Raw genomic sequence first — 17,388 nt, forward strand, 5'->3', positions numbered from 1 at the left:
ATCGTGATCCAGAGGAGTGACATTAGGATATGGATCGTTTTAGTTACTGATCCTTAGATTCCTTCGCAGGATCATCAGTGATGTTGCTAGAGATCGACCTCGCTTCTATCTTCATGTCGTCAGTGTTAGCTTCCTCCAGCGTAGACGGAGCGGGTTCACCCGGGATTAATTCGCGTTGCTCAATCATGCGTTTGACGACTTCATAACAGTCATCGACATGTTTGTTACCCACATAACGCATGGCTGTGAAGCTGAGTGCGGCAGCCAATCCCTGTCCTGCAAAGGGTACAAATTTGGCGACGGATTTGGTAGCTACGCGTACGCCGACTCTTTTCAGAACCTGTACAACCAGCTCTTTCGTCACCATACGTCCGATGACTTTGCTTCCGATGGACATGACGAATCCATAGATCATGGATTTGGTCTCGGGGTCCATGCCGTCCAGCTGTTTTTGTGATAATCCGAATTTATTGTTAATGGCAGGCAACAGCTGCATCAGCATTCCCACATCAGCCAGTACGTCTGTACCGGGCAGCGGAACGAGTGTTGTACCGGCAGATGCGGTAGCTCTTTTGCGAACCATGGTACGGCATTCCTTGCGAACTTGCTCCAATTGTTCCAATGTTGCCGGAATCATAGGGAATCCCTCCATTCGTATATGGTATAGATATAACCGTTTTGAATCGTTTTGAATGGGTTCTCACCAGCAAAATTTGCAGTCTTATGACATAAGGTGCGAAGAAACCCTTTTTCTCATGCATACATCTGGTTAACCAAGGAAATGGTTTGTAAGATCAACGATTTATCTAAATAGTTGAATTTATATAGCTATTACGAATGAATGAGGATTAGGATGCATACCGGATGGGGTAACCTATTCTGGATCATGATAAGTGCATAGCGCAGAGCTTGTTTACGGCTTCAACCTTTATGGGTAAAGGTTAACAAGCATTGGAATGGAGGAAAAGAAGGATGGAGTTTAACAAAGCATTGTTAATTCATCATCATCATTCAGGTAAGGCCAATCGTGAGAATACAGTGGGTCTCGTGGCTGGTGTGCTGGCTCCCGCTGTCCATGAACTCGTCATTGTGCGTACCGATGGACCGGGCGAAGGAGAGAAGTTGTGTCGTGATCGCGGTGAACAATTCGATGTGGTGTTTATCCTGGGTGGGGATGGCACGGTGCATGAATGCGTGAATGGACTGGCTGATCTGCAGCATCCTCCGTTGATTGGCATATTGCCTGGAGGCACCTGTAATGACTTTGCGCGTTCGCTCGGCATTTCACCCGATGCAAAGACTGCTGCACAAGAAATGCTCGCAGGTCGGGTAGTATCTATTGATGTTGGACGAGCCAATGATCGGGTGTTCACGAACTTTTTTGGTATTGGCTTGATCAGTGATGCATCGCAGAATATTAACGAGAACCTGAAAGGCACGCTGGGTAAGCTCAGTTATTTCATCAGCACGTTGCAGACGATTAGTCATACGGAGCCGTTTCGTTATCAATTGGAGGCAGATGGGAAAGAGATGGAAGGGGAAGCGGTGATGATCTACGCAGCCAACGGCCGTTTTCTGGGGACGAATGCCCTGCCTTTTGCACCGGATGCATTGCAGGATGGGGAACTGGACGTACTCATTATTCATGAGACAGGCATCCCGCTGCTGCGAGAGATCCTGTCACATAAGCCCGAGGGAGATTGGCAACCCCAGAGTGAGAGCATTTCATACTTCAAGGCATCTACGCTAAAAGTGAACACAGATACGCCGATGTCAGCTGACACGGATGGCGAATTGTATATGAAGACACCCGCCGAGCTATCGGTGCTGATGGGTCATCTGAAGTTTCTAACCGGGGAGGTGTACTAACTCCCTGGTTTTTTGGCTTGATTTTGGCCGAACGGAAACCTAATTATTACCTGCCTGATCTTTCATATGATGTTGCCTGAACTCATCCTCCAGCATGCTCATCTGAATGGCATCATGATATTGGTGATTATAGAACAAGACATCCCGCTTCACACCTTCGTGCTGGAATCCGAGTTTCTCATACGTGCGGATAGCTCTCTCGTTGAAGGCGTAGACTTCAAGCTCGATTCGATGCAGGTTACAGATACCGAAGCCGTAGTCCAGCATAAGCAGTAACGCCTCGCTGCCATAGCCTTTTCCTTGATGCTCCGCCTGATCGATGGCCACACGAATATGTGCACTGCGATTCTTGGCATGCATGTCCATCAGGACGACATCTCCGATGATCTGGTCATTTTCCTGTAAAGCAATAAGTAGCATGAGTCTGGAGTCATCCTGTGCTGCGTTTTCAACATAACGTTCAACCTGAGCGCGTGTGAAACTATTCTGTGTTCCCGTCAGCCTGCGCATCTCAGCGTCAAACAGACCGGGGAAGTAAGCATCCACATCCGTAATCTCGAAAGGACGCAGGTATATGCGCCTTGTTTCCAGCAGACGGGGGATGCGTGGGGATGATTTTGAATGTGACATAAGTTGTTCCTCCTATCATGATCTTTCGTTCCGCTTAACCGCTCCATCCAGAAACAGGGCAACAAGTTCCCGTGCGAGTTCCTTAATGCTGCCGCCATTCATGTTGCGCACATCTTCGCGGTTCGCGAGCATGAGCAGTGACGTAAATGCATGGGCAAGCAGCATGGGATTGGCGACCCGCAAATAACCGTTATCCATCTCCTGCTGGAAGTGGGTCCCAAGCACTTCAAAGATACGAACCTCGGCTTCTCGAATCTGGCTAAGCTGCTCCGTATTCAGATGCTTCTCGGCTTCTCGCATCATGGTCTCGGTTTCAATATGGGAGTGTTGCATCTTCGCTTCTGCAACCTTGATCAGCCGCTCTTGTAGTGTGCCAGGTTCATCCAAGCGGAGTGAAGTCTGCTGCATACTCATTGCCATCATGCGTGTAATGGCAACGGTGAACAGATCGGCTTTGCTGGTGAAGTGATAATAGATCGATGCTTTGGTTACATTACATATTGAAGCAATCTGTTGAAGAGAGACGGGTTCATACCCATATTCCATAAACAGACGTGAAGCTGTCATCAATATGTTGGTTTGTACAGATGCTTGATCGGCACCCGTTTTGGGTCTGCCCGGAGACCGGGGAATGTTTGTTTTTTTGCTCATAATCACTGACCTCTTTACGTATTTAATTGCTAGTTTAGCAAGTTCACAAATTAGGCATTGCAAAATTAACCTTCCGGTATATATAATTAAGTCGATTATACTATGACCCGTGGTTCATTACTACATCATCACATAAATAGGGCTTCATAGAAACAGAATAGGGAGATGAAGAGACAATGCAGGAAGGTTCGGGTTATGGTCGCTGGGTTGCTGGCAAACGAAGCAAATGGATTACACTGTTGGTATGGATCATTATCGCCGTTGTGCTTGGCATGGTATGGCCTGCTGTAGGTGATCGTGAAACTAATAACGCGCAGGATCTGAGTGAGTCCAAACCATCGGTTCAGGCAGCTGCACTTGCCGAGAAGGAATTCCCTGGTGGTGAAGGATTGCCTGCGCTGATCGTATGGCGTCAAGCCGGCGGTTTGACGGATGAGCAGATTGAGAACATTCAGGCATTAACGGAACGACTGGATCAAGATCCGGTAGAACAACAACAGTCTGTTGTGCCACTCTATCAATTGCCTCCACAGGCATTGAAAGGCCAGCTTTCGGAAGACGGAAGTACCTTGGTTATGCCACTTTTCTTCAATGAAGGTGCCGATTCGGAACAATTGAAGGAAGGTATTGAAGCACTTGAGCAAAAAACACAAGACATCTTCGGGGCGAACCCGTTCGATGTAGCTATAGATGATGCCAATACACTGATTGCCCGTGTAACAGGGCCAGTAGGGATATCCATTGACGCGAGCGGATTGTTCTCCTCCGCCGATGTTTCCTTGTTGATCGCTACGGTTGTACTGGTATTGGTGCTGCTGCTATTGATCTATCGCTCACCTGTACTCGCGATTATCCCAATTATTGCGGTTGGATTCGCGTATATGGTGACCAGTCCGATTCTCGGATTCATGGCGGATCAAGGCTGGATTACGGTGGACGCACAGTCCATCTCGATCATGACTGTATTGTTATTTGGAGCAGGAACGGATTACTGCCTGTTTATGATCTCCAGATACCGCCAGATTCTCTATCATGAGCCGGACAAAAAGAAAGCCATTTTCCAGGCCATTACCGGATCTTCCGGCGCTATTGCCATGAGTGGATTCACGGTCGTTGCAGCACTGCTGGTGCTATTGCTGGCTGAATATGGGGCATATCATCGTTTTGCCGTACCATTCAGTCTGTCCATCTTTATTATGTTTATAGCAAGTCTGACACTGGTTCCGGCACTTCTCGCGATCTTCGGCCGGGGTTCATTCTACCCGTTTGTACCGCGTACTCATGAGATGGAAGTGGAACGTGCCAAGAAAAAAGGCAAACCGGCTCCTGCTCCACGCAAAGTAAAGGAAAGCTGGATTGGCCGTACGGTGGTCACTAAACCTTGGGCCGTGCTTGCAATTACCGTGGTACTGCTGGGAGGACTGGCAGCATTCTCAACTCAGGTTAAATTCACATATGATCTGTTGTCTTCGTTCCCGGAGGATGTACCTTCCCGCGAAGGTTTCACGGTCATTGGTGAACAGTTCTCCCAAGGCGAGCTGGCTCCAGTGAAAGTGATTGTAGATTCAGGTGGCAAAGAAACCGATCTGAAGCAGCGTCTCGAATCACTGGACTACATTAGCAAAGTAGGCGATGCCCAACAGGGTGCCGAGAACGCCAACATTACCGCCTTTGATGTGGAATTCGATCTGAATCCGTACTCCATGGAGGCGATGCAGCATATTCCGGATCTGCGGGCTACTGCGGAACAGGCGCTTCAAGATGCCGGTGTAACCAATGCGGACAGTCAGGTCTGGATTGATGGTCAGACAGCAGAGCAGTATGACATTGAAGTGGCTGGAGAACGGGATGCCAAGATCATTATTCCGGTGGTCATCGGCATGATTACACTATTGCTGCTATTATACTTGCGTTCTGTTGTAGCTACGGCGTATCTGATTGCAACGGTTGTTCTGTCGTATTTCTCTGCTCTGGGGCTGGGTTGGATCATCATTCACTATGGCCTTGGCGCAGATGCTATCCAAGGCGCGATTCCGCTGTATTCCTTCGTATTCCTGGTGGCATTGGGTGAAGACTACAACATCTTCATGATCTCCAGCATCTGGCAGAAACGCAAAACGATGCCGCTTCGTCAAGCCATTAAGGAAGGTGTCGGTGAGACGAGCTCCGTTATTACCTCTGCCGGTCTGATTTTGGCAGGAACTTTTGCGGTACTTGCTACATTGCCAATTCAGGTGTTGGTACAGTTTGGTATTATAACGGCTGTTGGTGTGTTGTTGGATACATTCCTGGTACGTCCGTTCATGGTTCCGGCAATCACCACATTGCTGGGCAAATGGGCCTTCTGGCCAGGCAAGTATGTACCGATTGCCGAGAAGAATGAAGAGAAACAGAACCAGTCCGTGTAATGCATGGATGGGTAGTATGGGCAGCGGGGCTTCGAGCCAGCTGTCCATTTCTTTTGGCATAACAATGGCATGGAATTGAGTTGAACGGGTCTGCTCCTGAGATGGAATGGTGGAACTGTAAAATATCCGCAGGATGAGGCATGATCCTTGTTTTCTTTGCGTAGGGAAGGTTTACGTAGACAAGGGTTATGGGACATAATAGAGGAAGCGTCGGCTTAGGGCAGACGGATGAATCAACATCAATGGGACAACCAGGGGAAGGATGAAAGCAAGCATGACGAACCAACTTAATGTGTATTTTAACCATGACGGCGGCGTGGATGACCTCGTATCGCTGTTCATGCTTCTGCAAATGGACAATGTACATGTAACCGGTGTATCGGTTATTCCGGCAGACGGATATCTGGAGCCAGCAACAGATGCCAGCCGTAAAATTATCGATCGTTTCGGTACATATTCCGTAGAGGTATCCAAATCCAACTCCAGAGGGAAAAATCCATTTCCTGCGGCGTGGAGACTGCATTCCTTCTATGTAGATGCACTTCCTGTACTGAACGAGTCCGGCAAAATGGAAGCACCACTCTCTGCTATTCCGGCACACCAGCATCTGATTGAGAAAGTGCGTAACACCGAAGGCAAAACATTGCTCCTGTTCACAGGACCACTGACAGACCTTGCGCGTGCACTGGACGAAGCACCAGACATTGAAGAGAAAATCGACAAGCTGGTATGGATGGGTGGCACATTCGAGCGTGGTAACGTGGAAGAGCCTGAGCATGACGGCACAGCGGAATGGAACGTTTTCTGGGACCCGGAAGCGGCTTACCGTGTATGGCAGAGCGGCATCCAGATCGATCTGGTTGCACTCGAAAGCACGAACAAAGTACCTCTGACTCCAGCCGTTCGTAACCGTTGGGCAGCAGAGCGTCGCTTCGAAGGCGTGGACTTCCTGGGGAACTGTTACGCGGGTTGTCCGCCACTGGTGTACAGTGAGACGAATTCCACATATTATCTGTGGGATGTGCTGACAACGGCTTCCGTTGGACGCGAGGACATCGTGAAGAAGAAAACGGTCAACTGTATTGTCATCCCGGATGGTCCTAGCCAAGGCCGCACGGTGGAGCAAGCAGACGGACGTCCAGTACAACTGGTGTATGATACCGATCCGGAAGCGTTCTTTACGTACATGACGGATTTGGGTAAAAAAGCTGCTCCGCAGCGCTACTAATTCAGGCAGCCTTAGAGCTCGCCATCCTTAAAGGTACAACAAAAATAAAGCCGCAGGCAGTGTCTGGAAATGGGGTTGACCCCATAATCCCGTCCCTGCCGTGCGGCTTTTTGTTGTGTGCTGATTTTATAGATTGAACTAATTATTTTACACGAGAACGTAGAGGGCAGAAATAACCTGAAGAAGCGTAGCGTTCGCCTTTATCCTCAGATTTTCACCATTGTAAAATTGAATCAAAAAATCTGAGGATAACAGCGATCGGAAGGTTGTTCTGTCATCGAAGTGGCAAGTGTGAATATTCTTTAGTTCAATCTATATAGCATTCTAAGCTGCCCGTTATATTTTAAATCGACTAATCAACCCGTTTAGCTCACTGGACAGTAACCGCAGAGATTCTGCGGATGCACGCATCTCATCCATGGATTGCAGCTGGCTTCCGGTAGCGTGTGACACCTGTTGGATACTGGAAGAGGATTCCCGCGAGATATGCTCCATATCCTCCACGGAAGCGGACACTTCCTCGGCGCTGGCAGACAGCTGCTCGGATGCTGCGGATACTTCGTGCAGACGTTCATTCATCGTCTCAATTCCGGTATGAATGGATGTGAACGAACGACCTGCTTCCTGTACAACAGCGAGACCGGACTGTACGGCAGATGTGCTTGCTGACATATGTTCTGACAACAGGGAAGTCTGACGTGTCATCTCGGCGATCAGTTCGGTGACATGCTGGGACGATTGCTCTGATTCCCCCGCAAGCTTGCGAACCTCTGAGGCAACCACTGCAAACCCGCTGCCATACTCTCCTGCACGAGCCGCTTCAATACTCGCATTAAGGGCGAGCAGATTGGTCTGTGAAGCGATACCCTTCATTAGATGTGCAACAGACTCAATTTTATCAGAGTACTGCTCTAGCTGAGAGGTGGAGGCCACCATCTGCACATTCGCTTGATGAATTTTGTCCATGCTGTCTATTGCCGTGTTGATGTTGGCTTGACCTTGCACCGCGTTATTGGTCGTTTCCTGCGAGACATCCGCGACCATAGAAGAAGAGTTCGCAATATGCTGCATGCTGCGTGTAATTTCTTCCATGGCTACCGTAACTTCGCCTGCACGTGCCACCTGTTCAGCAGCTCCACTGGCTGTATGATTGGTATGCTCGGCAATACGCTGACTAGCTTCGGCAGTTGCCTGCGAATGTTTTGATACACCTTCCGCAGCCTGTAGCAGAGAATCAGAGCTTTGACGGATGCCCGTCATGACATCCCGAGTACCTGTGACCAGATGTTTGAACTCGGAAGCGAGCTGTCCCACCTCGTCCTTGCGACTAAGTTCAACGTTGACGGTCAGGTCGCCTTTTCCTACCTGGGTAATTAACTTCTTCAACTTCACCAATGGTCGGGTCAAGTAATGGGCGAATCCATACACCAGCAAGACACTGAGCAGCACAATAGCCAAGGCTGTCCAGATCATGGTCATGCGGTTGCGGGACATCAGTTCATAGACCGCAGTGGAGTCCAGATCCGCACCGACCAGCCCCAGTACTTTCCCGTCAGCCCCATGGATCGGCACATACGCAGTAATGGTAGCGCCATATTCATCCTGTGTGAGTTCGCCCCGAATAGGTTCATTCTTTTCAAAAGCTTGCAGCATTCCTTCATAATGGTTCTCTTCCGCGGAACCGTAAGGGGAGAAGTCATCTTCTGCTACATCGGCAGCAGCCCCATCCACAACATAGAAATATGTATTTGTTCCATTTTCTTCGCGTGTACCAAGGGTATACAGATACTTGAGCCCATTGGCCTCGCGCAGTTGACTGAGCTGCTCACGTAATGTGCCATAATACGCTGTCTCTTCCTGTCCGGTACTGAGTGGTGCATACAGAGAAGTGTCAATTAGTGCAGCTGCCCGTTCTGCCACAGCCTGTGCCTGCATCCCCATGGATTGCTCGACCAGTTGCGCCGATGAACGGTACATCGTAATGCCAAGAACCGCACCCGCGGCCAGCATCAGACAGGAAAAAAATAAAAAGATCCGCATAAACAAACTGTTCATTGGTAAAAGTGTCCCCCTTGATCTGTTGGATGAATCGTCTCTTTGTCTCTTTAGATGGTGTTTGTCGCTTTTTTGGTTCGTATGTATTGTATATCAAATATACAGTTTTCTACTTGAAATATCGGCATCCGGGCGATAAAGAATTAGCCCCCAAGTCAATTTTGATCCGGGAGCTAATTACGTTTTAATATTATATTGACCAAGTACATTATTGGTACAAGCTTCATGGTTACGACTTGATGCCTTCACATGACTGAGTGATTACGCCATTACATTGTTCCGCCGCCCTGGCGAACAGAGGCAGGAATCTTTTCCGGTCCCTGATTAATATATTTATTGATAAAAGTACCCACCTTGGCATCGTCGAATTGGTCGAGTTTCATCGTTTTGGTCCATGCGGTCACCACGACTTCACTGCCTTCGGGAATATCCTTGTTGGGCACGGCCAGTATACCTGCCCCGGCTTCGCGGAATTTGGCGAGGTATTTCAGATGCTCCTTCAAGTCCTCGCTTGCATTCTCACGATAATAGATGATGATATCCCCATGCTCCAGATTGTGCACCAGATAATTATAGCCCGGGAAGTCGGTGTAAAATCCAAACTTGATATCATGCGGATTATGCGGCCCGGATGTTGGAATTGTCATCTCATACTGAATGGGGTCCTCCGTATGGTCAGCCCCATAATATTTATCGTCCGTCACGTCGATTGTCGCGTTGGATTCCAGATCGGCTACATTATATGTTTTACCTGCTCCTTGCATGAAGAACAGGCCAAACGTAATAATCGACACAGCCATCATTACATGTGCAGACAGCCGAAGGGATCGACTTTTTTTCTGAATGTCCGCCCGTTCTTTCTTTTTCATGTGGCCCAGAATTTTGCCCTGTGTACGTGATGCCCAGATATAGGCGGCGATGGAGAACAGTAACACAATTACACCAACGATGAGCCACAGGTAGGATGTACCTGCCTCATGCTCCATTTGCATATGATTCATATTGGTCATGTCCATAGAGAGTCCCTCTGCTTTCTTTGTAAAATGAGTGAATTTAACACTACATAATGTAGTGTTGATAACAACGATGAATCCTTTCATTACGTAACGGGGAGTTGCTGGATTGGTTTATTACGTCAATAAGAACATACCTGTTGCACTACACATTATAGTGTATGATACGTGCACAGTGCAATGCTGCCTTGGAAAACAAAAAAAGGCGCTCCCCACGTGAGAAGGGAGCGCCTCAATACAATTTTACGGATAACGGGGATAATGTTTACAGACGACCAAACGGCGACAGCATCAATCCGATCAGTCCCATAATAACCTCACCCAACAATCGATACAGAATAAAGAATACGACCACATTGGCGATGAGTACGCTGTACATACTGTCGATGGCTGCTTTGGTACGATTCAGTGGATAGTGGAATAGCACCGAGTTCAGAGCGACAAATATGATGATGTACGAGATCACAAGCAAGGCGATCGCGATGGAATACGAGATGATAATAAACAGATTCGCCAGAACAAGGGATACGACAGCAGGAACAAGCAATGTACCGAACTGGGCAACCAGTGTTTTGGGACGGAAGGTTATTTTTTCAATTTTCAGAATAGCGTACATCAGTGCAATTGAGGCAATCAGGATAATGACGGTGAACAATAGTGGCCTTACAAATCCACCAATGAACAAGCCGTCCATGCCTATGCGACTAAAGGTAATTAAGAAGTATGTAGAAGATAGGACTGCAATCAGCGCCATCGTTAGCCATCCGTTTAGTGAATGCTGGTCGCCAACGGTTTTCATCGTCTGATAAGGACGAGCTAATACACTGAGGAAATAGGATAGATACTGTTTGCTTACTTCTTTGGCTTGCTGAACTTTCTCATTCTGCACAATATTATTCCACTGATTGGAGCTGTTGTCTCCTGCAGAAGCATGATCATTGGTGCCTGTTGATTCTGTTGTCTGTTGTTTCTGAGTAGAGACGGATGTTGTGTTCGGTCGAACGGGTGCCTCGGAAGATGTGTTCTGCGTACTGGACCAGCGAGTATATTCAGGTTCTGAAGCAGCAGCAGATTCCGGGTTCTTTACAAGAGAGGGTGAAGAGTTAGTTTGCGTTAGATTAGATCCGCACCTCTCGCAAAACTGGGCATCTCCATTTTCGTGGTTACATACTGGACATTGCATGGGTTAAGCCTCCAATTTCTAGAAAATAAAAACATGTTAACATTGTGTCTCATTTTAACGGTTGTTGACGAAGTTTGTCTATGTTTCGCAGGAATTAATACCCTTTTAAGGAAAGTTGAAACGAAGACTCGAACAAGGTGTATTAAAACGTAGTTTGGAAGTAACAATAGTATAGGACTTACATGCGGGCATATTAATGTAAATTTACTGCGGTTTAAGACGAATTGTTTTTGGAGGCAAATATCTTATCGTTCGCTTCTGTGTGTGATTTACATGTTATGTATATCTTTTGGGTTGCTCATTTCGGAAGATTTATGTATAATCAATCGTGTTAACACGTCGAATGTACGGTAGTAAGAGATGTGGGTGAGTTCATGGAACTACTGGACAGCAATGAGAGCAAGAAGAAGATGTGCCAGTATTATAACGAAATCTCGAAGGAACTGTTCGGATTTGGCACCACTCTCCTGAGAGTGACCATTGACCAGAACATTGTGACCTTCTACGCGAAGCACCGACGTTCACCGCGCTCTGACGCCCTGGAAGGGGAGGCCCCCGGCTTAAAGCTGGAAGTGGACTTCCGCATGTCTGTCTTATATAAGAAGAAATTCCGGGAGAAGCTCGAGCAACACATGGGTTTGCCAATTGAAGCTATATTGCGGGATTATGATGCGTCCACTCAGTGGGCGATTACGAATGTGATTCTGGAACAGGCCTAGGATGGATCGGCAGGATAGATTCTTGTTGAAGCATACGAAGGTTATGGCCCGGATTCATGATCAGGTTCCGTACAATTTCATATGATGGCGTCTGTCTTCGGATTGATTCTGAAGCAGAAACCGATGATGTACCGGCAGCGGGTGTCGCTTTCCTTTGTTTACGAAGAAAAGTGTTCTTGTTTATACAAGAATGCTTTTCTTTTTGTTTTTTAAGTCGAACTATACACACTCAACTAACGTAATTTACACGGGCACTCGATGACAGAACAACCTTCCGATCGCTGTTATCCCCAGATTTTTTGATCCTTTAATAAAGGTGAAATCCGGTGATAAAGGCGCACGCTTCGCTTCTTCAGGTTATTTCTGTCCTCTTCGTTAGGTGTAAATGCTTAGCAGAGCATGTAAGCTAGTTCAACTTAATGGTTGGGTTGTTAAATCACATATATCAGGGGGAATCAGGATCATGATGAAAAAGTGGATTAGCGGTTTGGCAGCAGTGGCAATGACATCAGTATTACTTGCAGGTTGTGGCAGCACAGAGGATGCAGCAGGTGGATCAGGCAGTGGGGGAACAGCAGCTACCAAATTGGTTATCTCCACTTGGGGCTTCTCCGAAGATTTCTTCAATGAATCGGTATTTGGTCCCTTTGAAAAAGAACATAATGTAGACATCGTACTGGAAGTCGGCAATAACGCTGAGCGCCTGAACAAAATCCGTCAAGGTACATCAAATGTCGATGTCATCTACCTGTCGGACTACTATGCACAACAAGGTATCGATGAAGGTCTGTTTGAAAAAATCGACCGCTCCAAAATTCCAAATGTAAATGACATTTATGATATTGCCAAAGCCCCGCTTGGTGAAGATTATGGCCCGGCTTACACAGTTGGACAGCTCGGAATCGCTTATAACCCGGACCTCGTTTCCAAAGAATTGACTTCATGGAGTGACCTGTGGGACCCGGCGTTTGAGGGTAATCTGACTATCCCGAATATTACGGCAACAGCAGGCCCGATGGTTGTGGATGCAGCTTCTCGTGTAGCTGGTAATGATACGTTTAATGAAGATGCAGCATTTGCTGAACTGAAAAAACTGAGCGGCAATGTGGTGAAATTCTATAGCCAAACGTCCGAGTTCGTGAACATGTTCTCCCAGGAGGAGATTGCAGGCGGACCGATCATGGAAATGTATTTCAAAGATCTGAAAGCAGCCGTACCTAATGCGAAGTTTGTTACACCGAGCGAAGGTGCATATGCCGTGATGAACACGATCAATGTCGTGAAGGGCAGCAAAAATAAAGAACTGGCTGAAGAATTCATTAACTGGCAGCTTAGCCAAGATGTACAAGCAAAATCTGCTAAAGCTAAAGTTGACTCTCCGGTTAATACCAAGGTTGAACTGACTGCTGAAGAAGCAGAAGGTGTAACATACGGTGCTGACGTTGTTGAGAAACTGAACAAGCTGGATATGGAATTCGTCAATCAACAGGTTAAAGGCTGGACAGATCGTTGGAACCGCGAGATTGCACAATAAAAAAGTTACCTTTGATCGATATGTTGAACTTATATTTTTTGCAGCAAGCAACCAATCACCGTATAGGAGTTGAGAACGGATGAATGAAACGCTGAATCGCATCATTATGGATGTGGACACGGGGATTGACGATGCACTGGCAATTTTGCTGGCGGTCAAAAGCCGGAAGCTGGACATTCTCGGTATCACCACAGTCTGTGGGAACGTATCACTCCAGCAGGCAACAGAGAATACGTGCAAAATCCTTGAATTTGCGGGTGCACCTGAAATTCCGGTGATTGCTGGAGCGGCAGGACCCCTTACTCGCAAGTCGCATTATGAACACCGGGTACATGGGCAGGACGGATTGGGCGGTGCGCTGCCTGATCCGGCGGTGTCCAAGCAAGCCGAGGAAGGTTTTGCGCCGGACTTTATCGTGGAGCAAGCCAAGTTATATCCAGGCGAACTGACATTGATCATGACTGCTCCATTAACCAATCTGGCACTCGCGCTGATGAAGTGTCCTGAATTGCCTTCTTTATTGAAGGAAGTCATCTTCATGGGTGGCGTGGTTCGCGGACATGGCAACATTACGCCGACAGCCGAGTACAACACATACGCTGATCCAGAGGCGGCACGCATCGTATTGCACGCGGGCATCGAGAAGCTTACGCAAGTCGGACTGGATGTGACGCGTCAAACGTTACTGAATGAGGCAACGATTGAGCGTCTCACCGATCCTGCACTGCGTGCGTACGTTGCTCAGAGCACGGAGATTTACATCAACCGGTATGAACAAATGAACGGCGTAAGGGCTTGTGCCCTGCATGATCCACTGGCCGTGGGCGTAGCCCTTGCCCCCGAACTCGTTGGGCGCAAGTCATATTACGTGGATGTCGAAACCGCCAGCCGTCTGTGCGATGGCCAAATGGTATGCGACTTCCAAAACCGTTTGGGTGAGCAGCCCAACACCCTCGTCTGCGAAACCGTAGACGCAGAAGCGTTCCTTGAACTATTTATCAACGCGTTAAACGCGTAGTTATGATCTTTACGGCATTGGCGTTCAATTTGAAAATTAATCCTTACGTATTGCGCTGGTAGTGTAGGGGACGAAATCGATTCTTAAGAAGCGAAGCGTTCGCCTAAAAGCTTTCTGAAAGAAAGCTACTTCGGAAGCATACACTATCCTTGGATTTTTCCTTCTATTAAGAAAGAGATCAAGAAAATCCAAGGATAACAGCGATCGTAAGAACGATTCGTAACCGGAACGGCTGATGCAATGAACGTGGATATTTTTTGAAATGTGCGCCAGTGAAACGTGTGAATAAAACCATTTTACAAGTCAGGAGTATGGCGATGAAAAAATCAGTAATCTACTGGCTATTGCTGCCGGGGTTCGTGTTTTTGGCGGCATTTATGATCATTCCGATTGTCCTGACGATCGGATCGACGTTTTTCCAAGAAAACTCCTTCACGTTTGAAGGATACATGCATTTTTTCAGAGACCCATACTTTTTGAAAATACTGCTTACGACGCTGCAAGTCAGCGTGGTCACCACCATCGTCTGTGTGGTGCTCGGATTCCCGACAGCTTATTATATTTCGCAGAAAGCGCCGCGTCGCAAAGGTATTTTGCTGGCACTGGCGATCTTTCCGCTGCTGACCAGCCCGGTCGTGCGCTCGTTTAGCTGGATGATCATCCTTGGACGCAAAGGGCTGATCAACAACACCCTTGTTGGTCTGGGGATCGTGGACAAGCCATTGGATATTCTGTACACGCCAGCAGCGATGATGATCGGTCTGACGCATCTGTTCCTGCCACTGATGATTATCTCTCTGGTGGGTGTGCTGGAGAACATTGACGGTGATCTGCTCAAGGCAGCGCAAAGTCTCGGCGCATCGCGCATTACGGCATTCCGCCGGGTTGTATTCCCGCTGGCTGTGCCAGGACTTGTGATCGGAGCCGTGCTTGTCTTTGTCGGAAGCCTGACGGCGTATACCACACCTGCCCTCCTTGGAGGCAAGCAGCGTGTGATTGCTACGTTCCTGTATCAGAACGCCATGACTCTCAACGACTGGTATCTGGCCTCGGTTGTTGCCGCGATTATGATTGTAATTACATTTGTCGTGGTCGGTGTCATGAACAAAATGGCCAAAACTTTAAATCCGAAGGGGTAGACATATGCGGGAGAAACATATCGGGCTGGGCCTGTTCAGTCTGCTGGTCTTTATCTTTCTGCTGGGCCCGCTTCTGATCATATCGATCACTTCGTTTGAACCGGGAACGGTACTCAAATTTCCGCCGGAAGGGTTCTCCTTCCGCTGGTATGAGAATATTTTCAACACAGGCGGTTTCCTCCGCACGTTCCAGACGTCCATCATCATTTCCTTGCTGGGGAACCTGTTGGCACTGGTGCTTGGAGTTCCGGCTGCGTATGCACTAAGTCGTTACGATTTCAAAGGCAAGTCCGTGCTGAACGCACTGTTCCTGTCCCCGGTACTGATCCCGGGAATCGTGCTTGGTTTTACATTGATGAAATATCTGATCGTAATCTACCATCTGCCGATGTACCTTGGACTATTGATTGGTCATACGATTATCATGCTTCCATTCATCATTCGGGTTATCGCGTCGAGTCTGTCGAGCTTTGACTTCGCCGTGGAAGAAGCTGCGCTGAGTCTTGGGGCGGGACGGGTGAGAACGTTCTTCACAATCGTGCTTCCCAACATCCGCTCAGGCATTATCGCTGCAGTGTTGATTGCCTTCCTGGAATCGTTCAACAACGTGGACATCTCGGTATTCATGACCGGACCAGGGGTAAGTACATTGCCAATTCAGATGCTGACGTATGTGGAGAATTACTTTGACCCAACGATTGCAGCGATTTCCATGCTATTGATGGTACTAACCGGACTTTTAATGTTCGTGATCGAACGGATCATGGGCGGATTTTCATACTTTACTAAACGTTAATTGGAGGCGCAGAACGCTATGGCATTGCTGACATTAGACCACGTATCCGTGGCATACGATAAGCAGACAATCCTGAAGGATTTTCAGTTGGAGCTGGAAAAAGGTAAACTGCTCTCCCTGCTCGGACCGAGCGGTTGCGGCAAAACAACTACGCTGCGCCTCATCGCCGGATTTCTGGAAGCATCACAGGGCAAGTTTATGTTTGGCGGCAAGGATTATACGAAGGTTCCGGCGAACAAGCGCAACTTCGGATTTGTATTTCAGAGTTATGCATTATTCCCGCATCTGTCTGTCTATGACAACGTGGCCTTTGGCTTGCGGATGCGTAAAGTGAAAGACAAGGATATCTCTTCCCGTGTGATGCGAATCCTGGAAGTGGTTAACTTGAACGGATTTGAGAAACGTTTTCCACAAGAACTGTCTGGTGGACAGCGTCAGCGTGTGGCCATTGCTCGCGCATTGGTTATTGAGCCTGACCTGCTCTTGTTCGACGAACCGCTCAGTAACCTGGATGCCAATCTGCGCCTGAACATGCGGGTCGAGATTCGCCGGATTCAGCAAGAGCTGGGCATTACAACGTTGTATGTCTCTCATGACCAGGAAGAGTGTTTCTCGATCTCGGATCAGGTAGCCATCATGAACAAAGGTGTGGTCGAGCAGCTCGACCGCCCGGAAACGATTTTCAAATATCCGGCAACGGAGTTTGTCGCACGATTCATCGGATTCCATAACTTTATTGAATTCGCGGATCGCAGCGATGCAGGTGAAGTCATCACATTACATGCGGGTGGACGCACATTTACAGCAATGGCGCATCCTGGAACAGCACTTCCCGGTGCCCGTAAAGGCGCGATTCGCCCGGATGATCTGATCGTAAGTGGTGATACCTCTGCGGATGTGGTGAACGCTTTGCCGGGCATTATCAAAGTCAGCACGTATCTGGGACGCAGCTATCAGTATGTAGTTGAGACGGAACTGGGTGACTTTACAGCCAATCAGGAGATGGAGACACCGTACCTTAGCGGGCAGCGTGTTAGCCTGATCTTCCCACAGGACAAGCTTGTACTGGTAGAGTAGCGATGAATGTATGGAATAGCTTGAAGAAATAAGAGCAGCAAAGAAAGCAACTCATGCGATGATTCCGG

At 48.0% G+C, this 17,388-nt stretch carries 15 protein-coding genes; 9 read left to right on the forward strand and 6 right to left on the reverse strand.

Annotation, left to right across the window (positions count from 1 at the left end; all coding sequences use genetic code 11):
• Nucleotides 1-43: 43 nt before the first annotated feature.
• The gene (locus MKY73_RS00525; RefSeq protein ID WP_339305104.1) at nt 44-637 is read right to left on the reverse strand and encodes a hypothetical protein; all 594 of its coding nucleotides are present in this window, start codon (nt 635-637) and stop codon (nt 44-46) included.
• A 335-nt stretch (nt 638-972) separates the two neighbouring features.
• On the opposite strand from MKY73_RS00525, the gene MKY73_RS00530 reads away from it, so the two are divergent.
• On the forward strand, nt 973-1,869 hold the full coding sequence (locus tag MKY73_RS00530; protein WP_339305106.1) for a diacylglycerol kinase family protein: 897 nt from the start codon (nt 973-975) through the stop codon (nt 1,867-1,869).
• 39 nt (nt 1,870-1,908) lie between these two features.
• Here the strand turns inward: MKY73_RS00530 and MKY73_RS00535 are convergent, their stop codons facing one another.
• Complete coding sequence (locus tag MKY73_RS00535) at nt 1,909-2,499, reverse strand: GNAT family protein (RefSeq protein WP_339305107.1); 591 nt, start codon at nt 2,497-2,499, stop codon at nt 1,909-1,911.
• A gap of 15 nt (nt 2,500-2,514) precedes the next feature.
• Complete coding sequence (locus MKY73_RS00540; RefSeq protein ID WP_339305109.1) at nt 2,515-3,150, reverse strand: TetR/AcrR family transcriptional regulator; 636 nt, start codon at nt 3,148-3,150, stop codon at nt 2,515-2,517.
• Between the two features lie 176 nt (nt 3,151-3,326).
• Between MKY73_RS00540 and MKY73_RS00545 the strand changes: the two genes are divergently transcribed.
• A complete protein-coding gene (locus MKY73_RS00545) occupies nt 3,327-5,558 on the forward strand; it encodes an MMPL family transporter (RefSeq protein WP_339305111.1) in 2,232 nt (743 codons plus the stop codon).
• A gap of 274 nt (nt 5,559-5,832) precedes the next feature.
• Nucleotides 5,833-6,786 carry a nucleoside hydrolase gene (locus tag MKY73_RS00550; RefSeq protein ID WP_127548851.1) on the forward strand — a complete coding sequence of 318 codons (954 nt, stop codon included), beginning with the start codon at nt 5,833-5,835 and terminating at the stop codon, nt 6,784-6,786.
• Nucleotides 6,787-7,122: 336 nt separating this feature from the next.
• Here MKY73_RS00550 and MKY73_RS00555 read toward each other — a convergent pair whose 3' ends face one another.
• The 3 genes from MKY73_RS00555 to MKY73_RS00565 all read right to left on the reverse strand — a co-directional run bounded on the left by MKY73_RS00555 (nt 7,123) and on the right by MKY73_RS00565 (nt 11,037).
• Nucleotides 7,123-8,841 (reverse strand): methyl-accepting chemotaxis protein, encoded by a 1,719-nt coding sequence (locus MKY73_RS00555; RefSeq protein ID WP_339305113.1) that lies wholly within the window; start codon nt 8,839-8,841, stop codon nt 7,123-7,125.
• A gap of 269 nt (nt 8,842-9,110) precedes the next feature.
• Nucleotides 9,111-9,857 carry a DUF3105 domain-containing protein gene (locus MKY73_RS00560; protein WP_339238462.1) on the reverse strand — a complete coding sequence of 249 codons (747 nt, stop codon included), beginning with the start codon at nt 9,855-9,857 and terminating at the stop codon, nt 9,111-9,113.
• Between the two features lie 262 nt (nt 9,858-10,119).
• The gene (locus MKY73_RS00565; RefSeq protein WP_339305115.1) at nt 10,120-11,037 is read right to left on the reverse strand and encodes a zinc ribbon domain-containing protein; all 918 of its coding nucleotides are present in this window, start codon (nt 11,035-11,037) and stop codon (nt 10,120-10,122) included.
• Nucleotides 11,038-11,411: 374 nt separating this feature from the next.
• On the opposite strand from MKY73_RS00565, the gene MKY73_RS00570 reads away from it, so the two are divergent.
• The 6 genes from MKY73_RS00570 to MKY73_RS00595 all read left to right on the forward strand — a co-directional run bounded on the left by MKY73_RS00570 (nt 11,412) and on the right by MKY73_RS00595 (nt 17,320).
• Nucleotides 11,412-11,756: a Na-translocating system protein MpsC family protein gene (locus MKY73_RS00570; RefSeq protein WP_017691786.1), complete on the forward strand. Its 345-nt coding sequence runs from the start codon at nt 11,412-11,414 to the stop codon at nt 11,754-11,756.
• 466 nt (nt 11,757-12,222) lie between these two features.
• A complete protein-coding gene (locus tag MKY73_RS00575) occupies nt 12,223-13,290 on the forward strand; it encodes an ABC transporter substrate-binding protein (RefSeq protein WP_339308802.1) in 1,068 nt (355 codons plus the stop codon).
• A 91-nt stretch (nt 13,291-13,381) separates the two neighbouring features.
• On the forward strand, nt 13,382-14,308 hold the full coding sequence (locus tag MKY73_RS00580; protein ID WP_339308803.1) for a nucleoside hydrolase: 927 nt from the start codon (nt 13,382-13,384) through the stop codon (nt 14,306-14,308).
• Between the two features lie 317 nt (nt 14,309-14,625).
• Complete coding sequence (locus tag MKY73_RS00585; protein WP_036612869.1) at nt 14,626-15,447, forward strand: ABC transporter permease; 822 nt, start codon at nt 14,626-14,628, stop codon at nt 15,445-15,447.
• A gap of 4 nt (nt 15,448-15,451) precedes the next feature.
• Nucleotides 15,452-16,243: an ABC transporter permease gene (locus MKY73_RS00590; RefSeq protein WP_124116640.1), complete on the forward strand. Its 792-nt coding sequence runs from the start codon at nt 15,452-15,454 to the stop codon at nt 16,241-16,243.
• Nucleotides 16,244-16,261: 18 nt separating this feature from the next.
• Nucleotides 16,262-17,320 (forward strand): ABC transporter ATP-binding protein, encoded by a 1,059-nt coding sequence (locus tag MKY73_RS00595; protein WP_339305116.1) that lies wholly within the window; start codon nt 16,262-16,264, stop codon nt 17,318-17,320.
• Nucleotides 17,321-17,388: the final 68 nt, after the last annotated feature.

The sequence above is a fragment of the Paenibacillus sp. FSL R5-0519 genome (genome assembly GCF_037974275.1).
Classification (GTDB): domain Bacteria; phylum Bacillota; class Bacilli; order Paenibacillales; family Paenibacillaceae; genus Paenibacillus.

Bases quoted from the DNA above. Each gene is read 5' to 3' on its own strand.
- MKY73_RS00525 (WP_339305104.1), bottom strand. From the start codon at position 637: ATGATTCCGGCAACATTGGAACAATTGGAGCAAGTTCGCAAGGAATGC.
- MKY73_RS00530 (WP_339305106.1), top strand. From the start codon at position 973: ATGGAGTTTAACAAAGCATTGTTAATTCATCATCATCATTCAGGTAAG.
- MKY73_RS00535 (WP_339305107.1), bottom strand. From the start codon at position 2,499: ATGTCACATTCAAAATCATCCCCACGCATCCCCCGTCTGCTGGAAACA.
- MKY73_RS00540 (WP_339305109.1), bottom strand. From the start codon at position 3,150: ATGAGCAAAAAAACAAACATTCCCCGGTCTCCGGGCAGACCCAAAACG.
- MKY73_RS00545 (WP_339305111.1), top strand. From the start codon at position 3,327: ATGCAGGAAGGTTCGGGTTATGGTCGCTGGGTTGCTGGCAAACGAAGC.
- MKY73_RS00550 (WP_127548851.1), top strand. From the start codon at position 5,833: ATGACGAACCAACTTAATGTGTATTTTAACCATGACGGCGGCGTGGAT.
- MKY73_RS00555 (WP_339305113.1), bottom strand. From the start codon at position 8,841: ATGAACAGTTTGTTTATGCGGATCTTTTTATTTTTTTCCTGTCTGATG.
- MKY73_RS00560 (WP_339238462.1), bottom strand. From the start codon at position 9,857: ATGGACATGACCAATATGAATCATATGCAAATGGAGCATGAGGCAGGT.
- MKY73_RS00565 (WP_339305115.1), bottom strand. From the start codon at position 11,037: ATGCAATGTCCAGTATGTAACCACGAAAATGGAGATGCCCAGTTTTGC.
- MKY73_RS00570 (WP_017691786.1), top strand. From the start codon at position 11,412: ATGGAACTACTGGACAGCAATGAGAGCAAGAAGAAGATGTGCCAGTAT.
- MKY73_RS00575 (WP_339308802.1), top strand. From the start codon at position 12,223: ATGAAAAAGTGGATTAGCGGTTTGGCAGCAGTGGCAATGACATCAGTA.
- MKY73_RS00585 (WP_036612869.1), top strand. From the start codon at position 14,626: ATGAAAAAATCAGTAATCTACTGGCTATTGCTGCCGGGGTTCGTGTTT.
- MKY73_RS00590 (WP_124116640.1), top strand. From the start codon at position 15,452: ATGCGGGAGAAACATATCGGGCTGGGCCTGTTCAGTCTGCTGGTCTTT.
- MKY73_RS00595 (WP_339305116.1), top strand. From the start codon at position 16,262: ATGGCATTGCTGACATTAGACCACGTATCCGTGGCATACGATAAGCAG.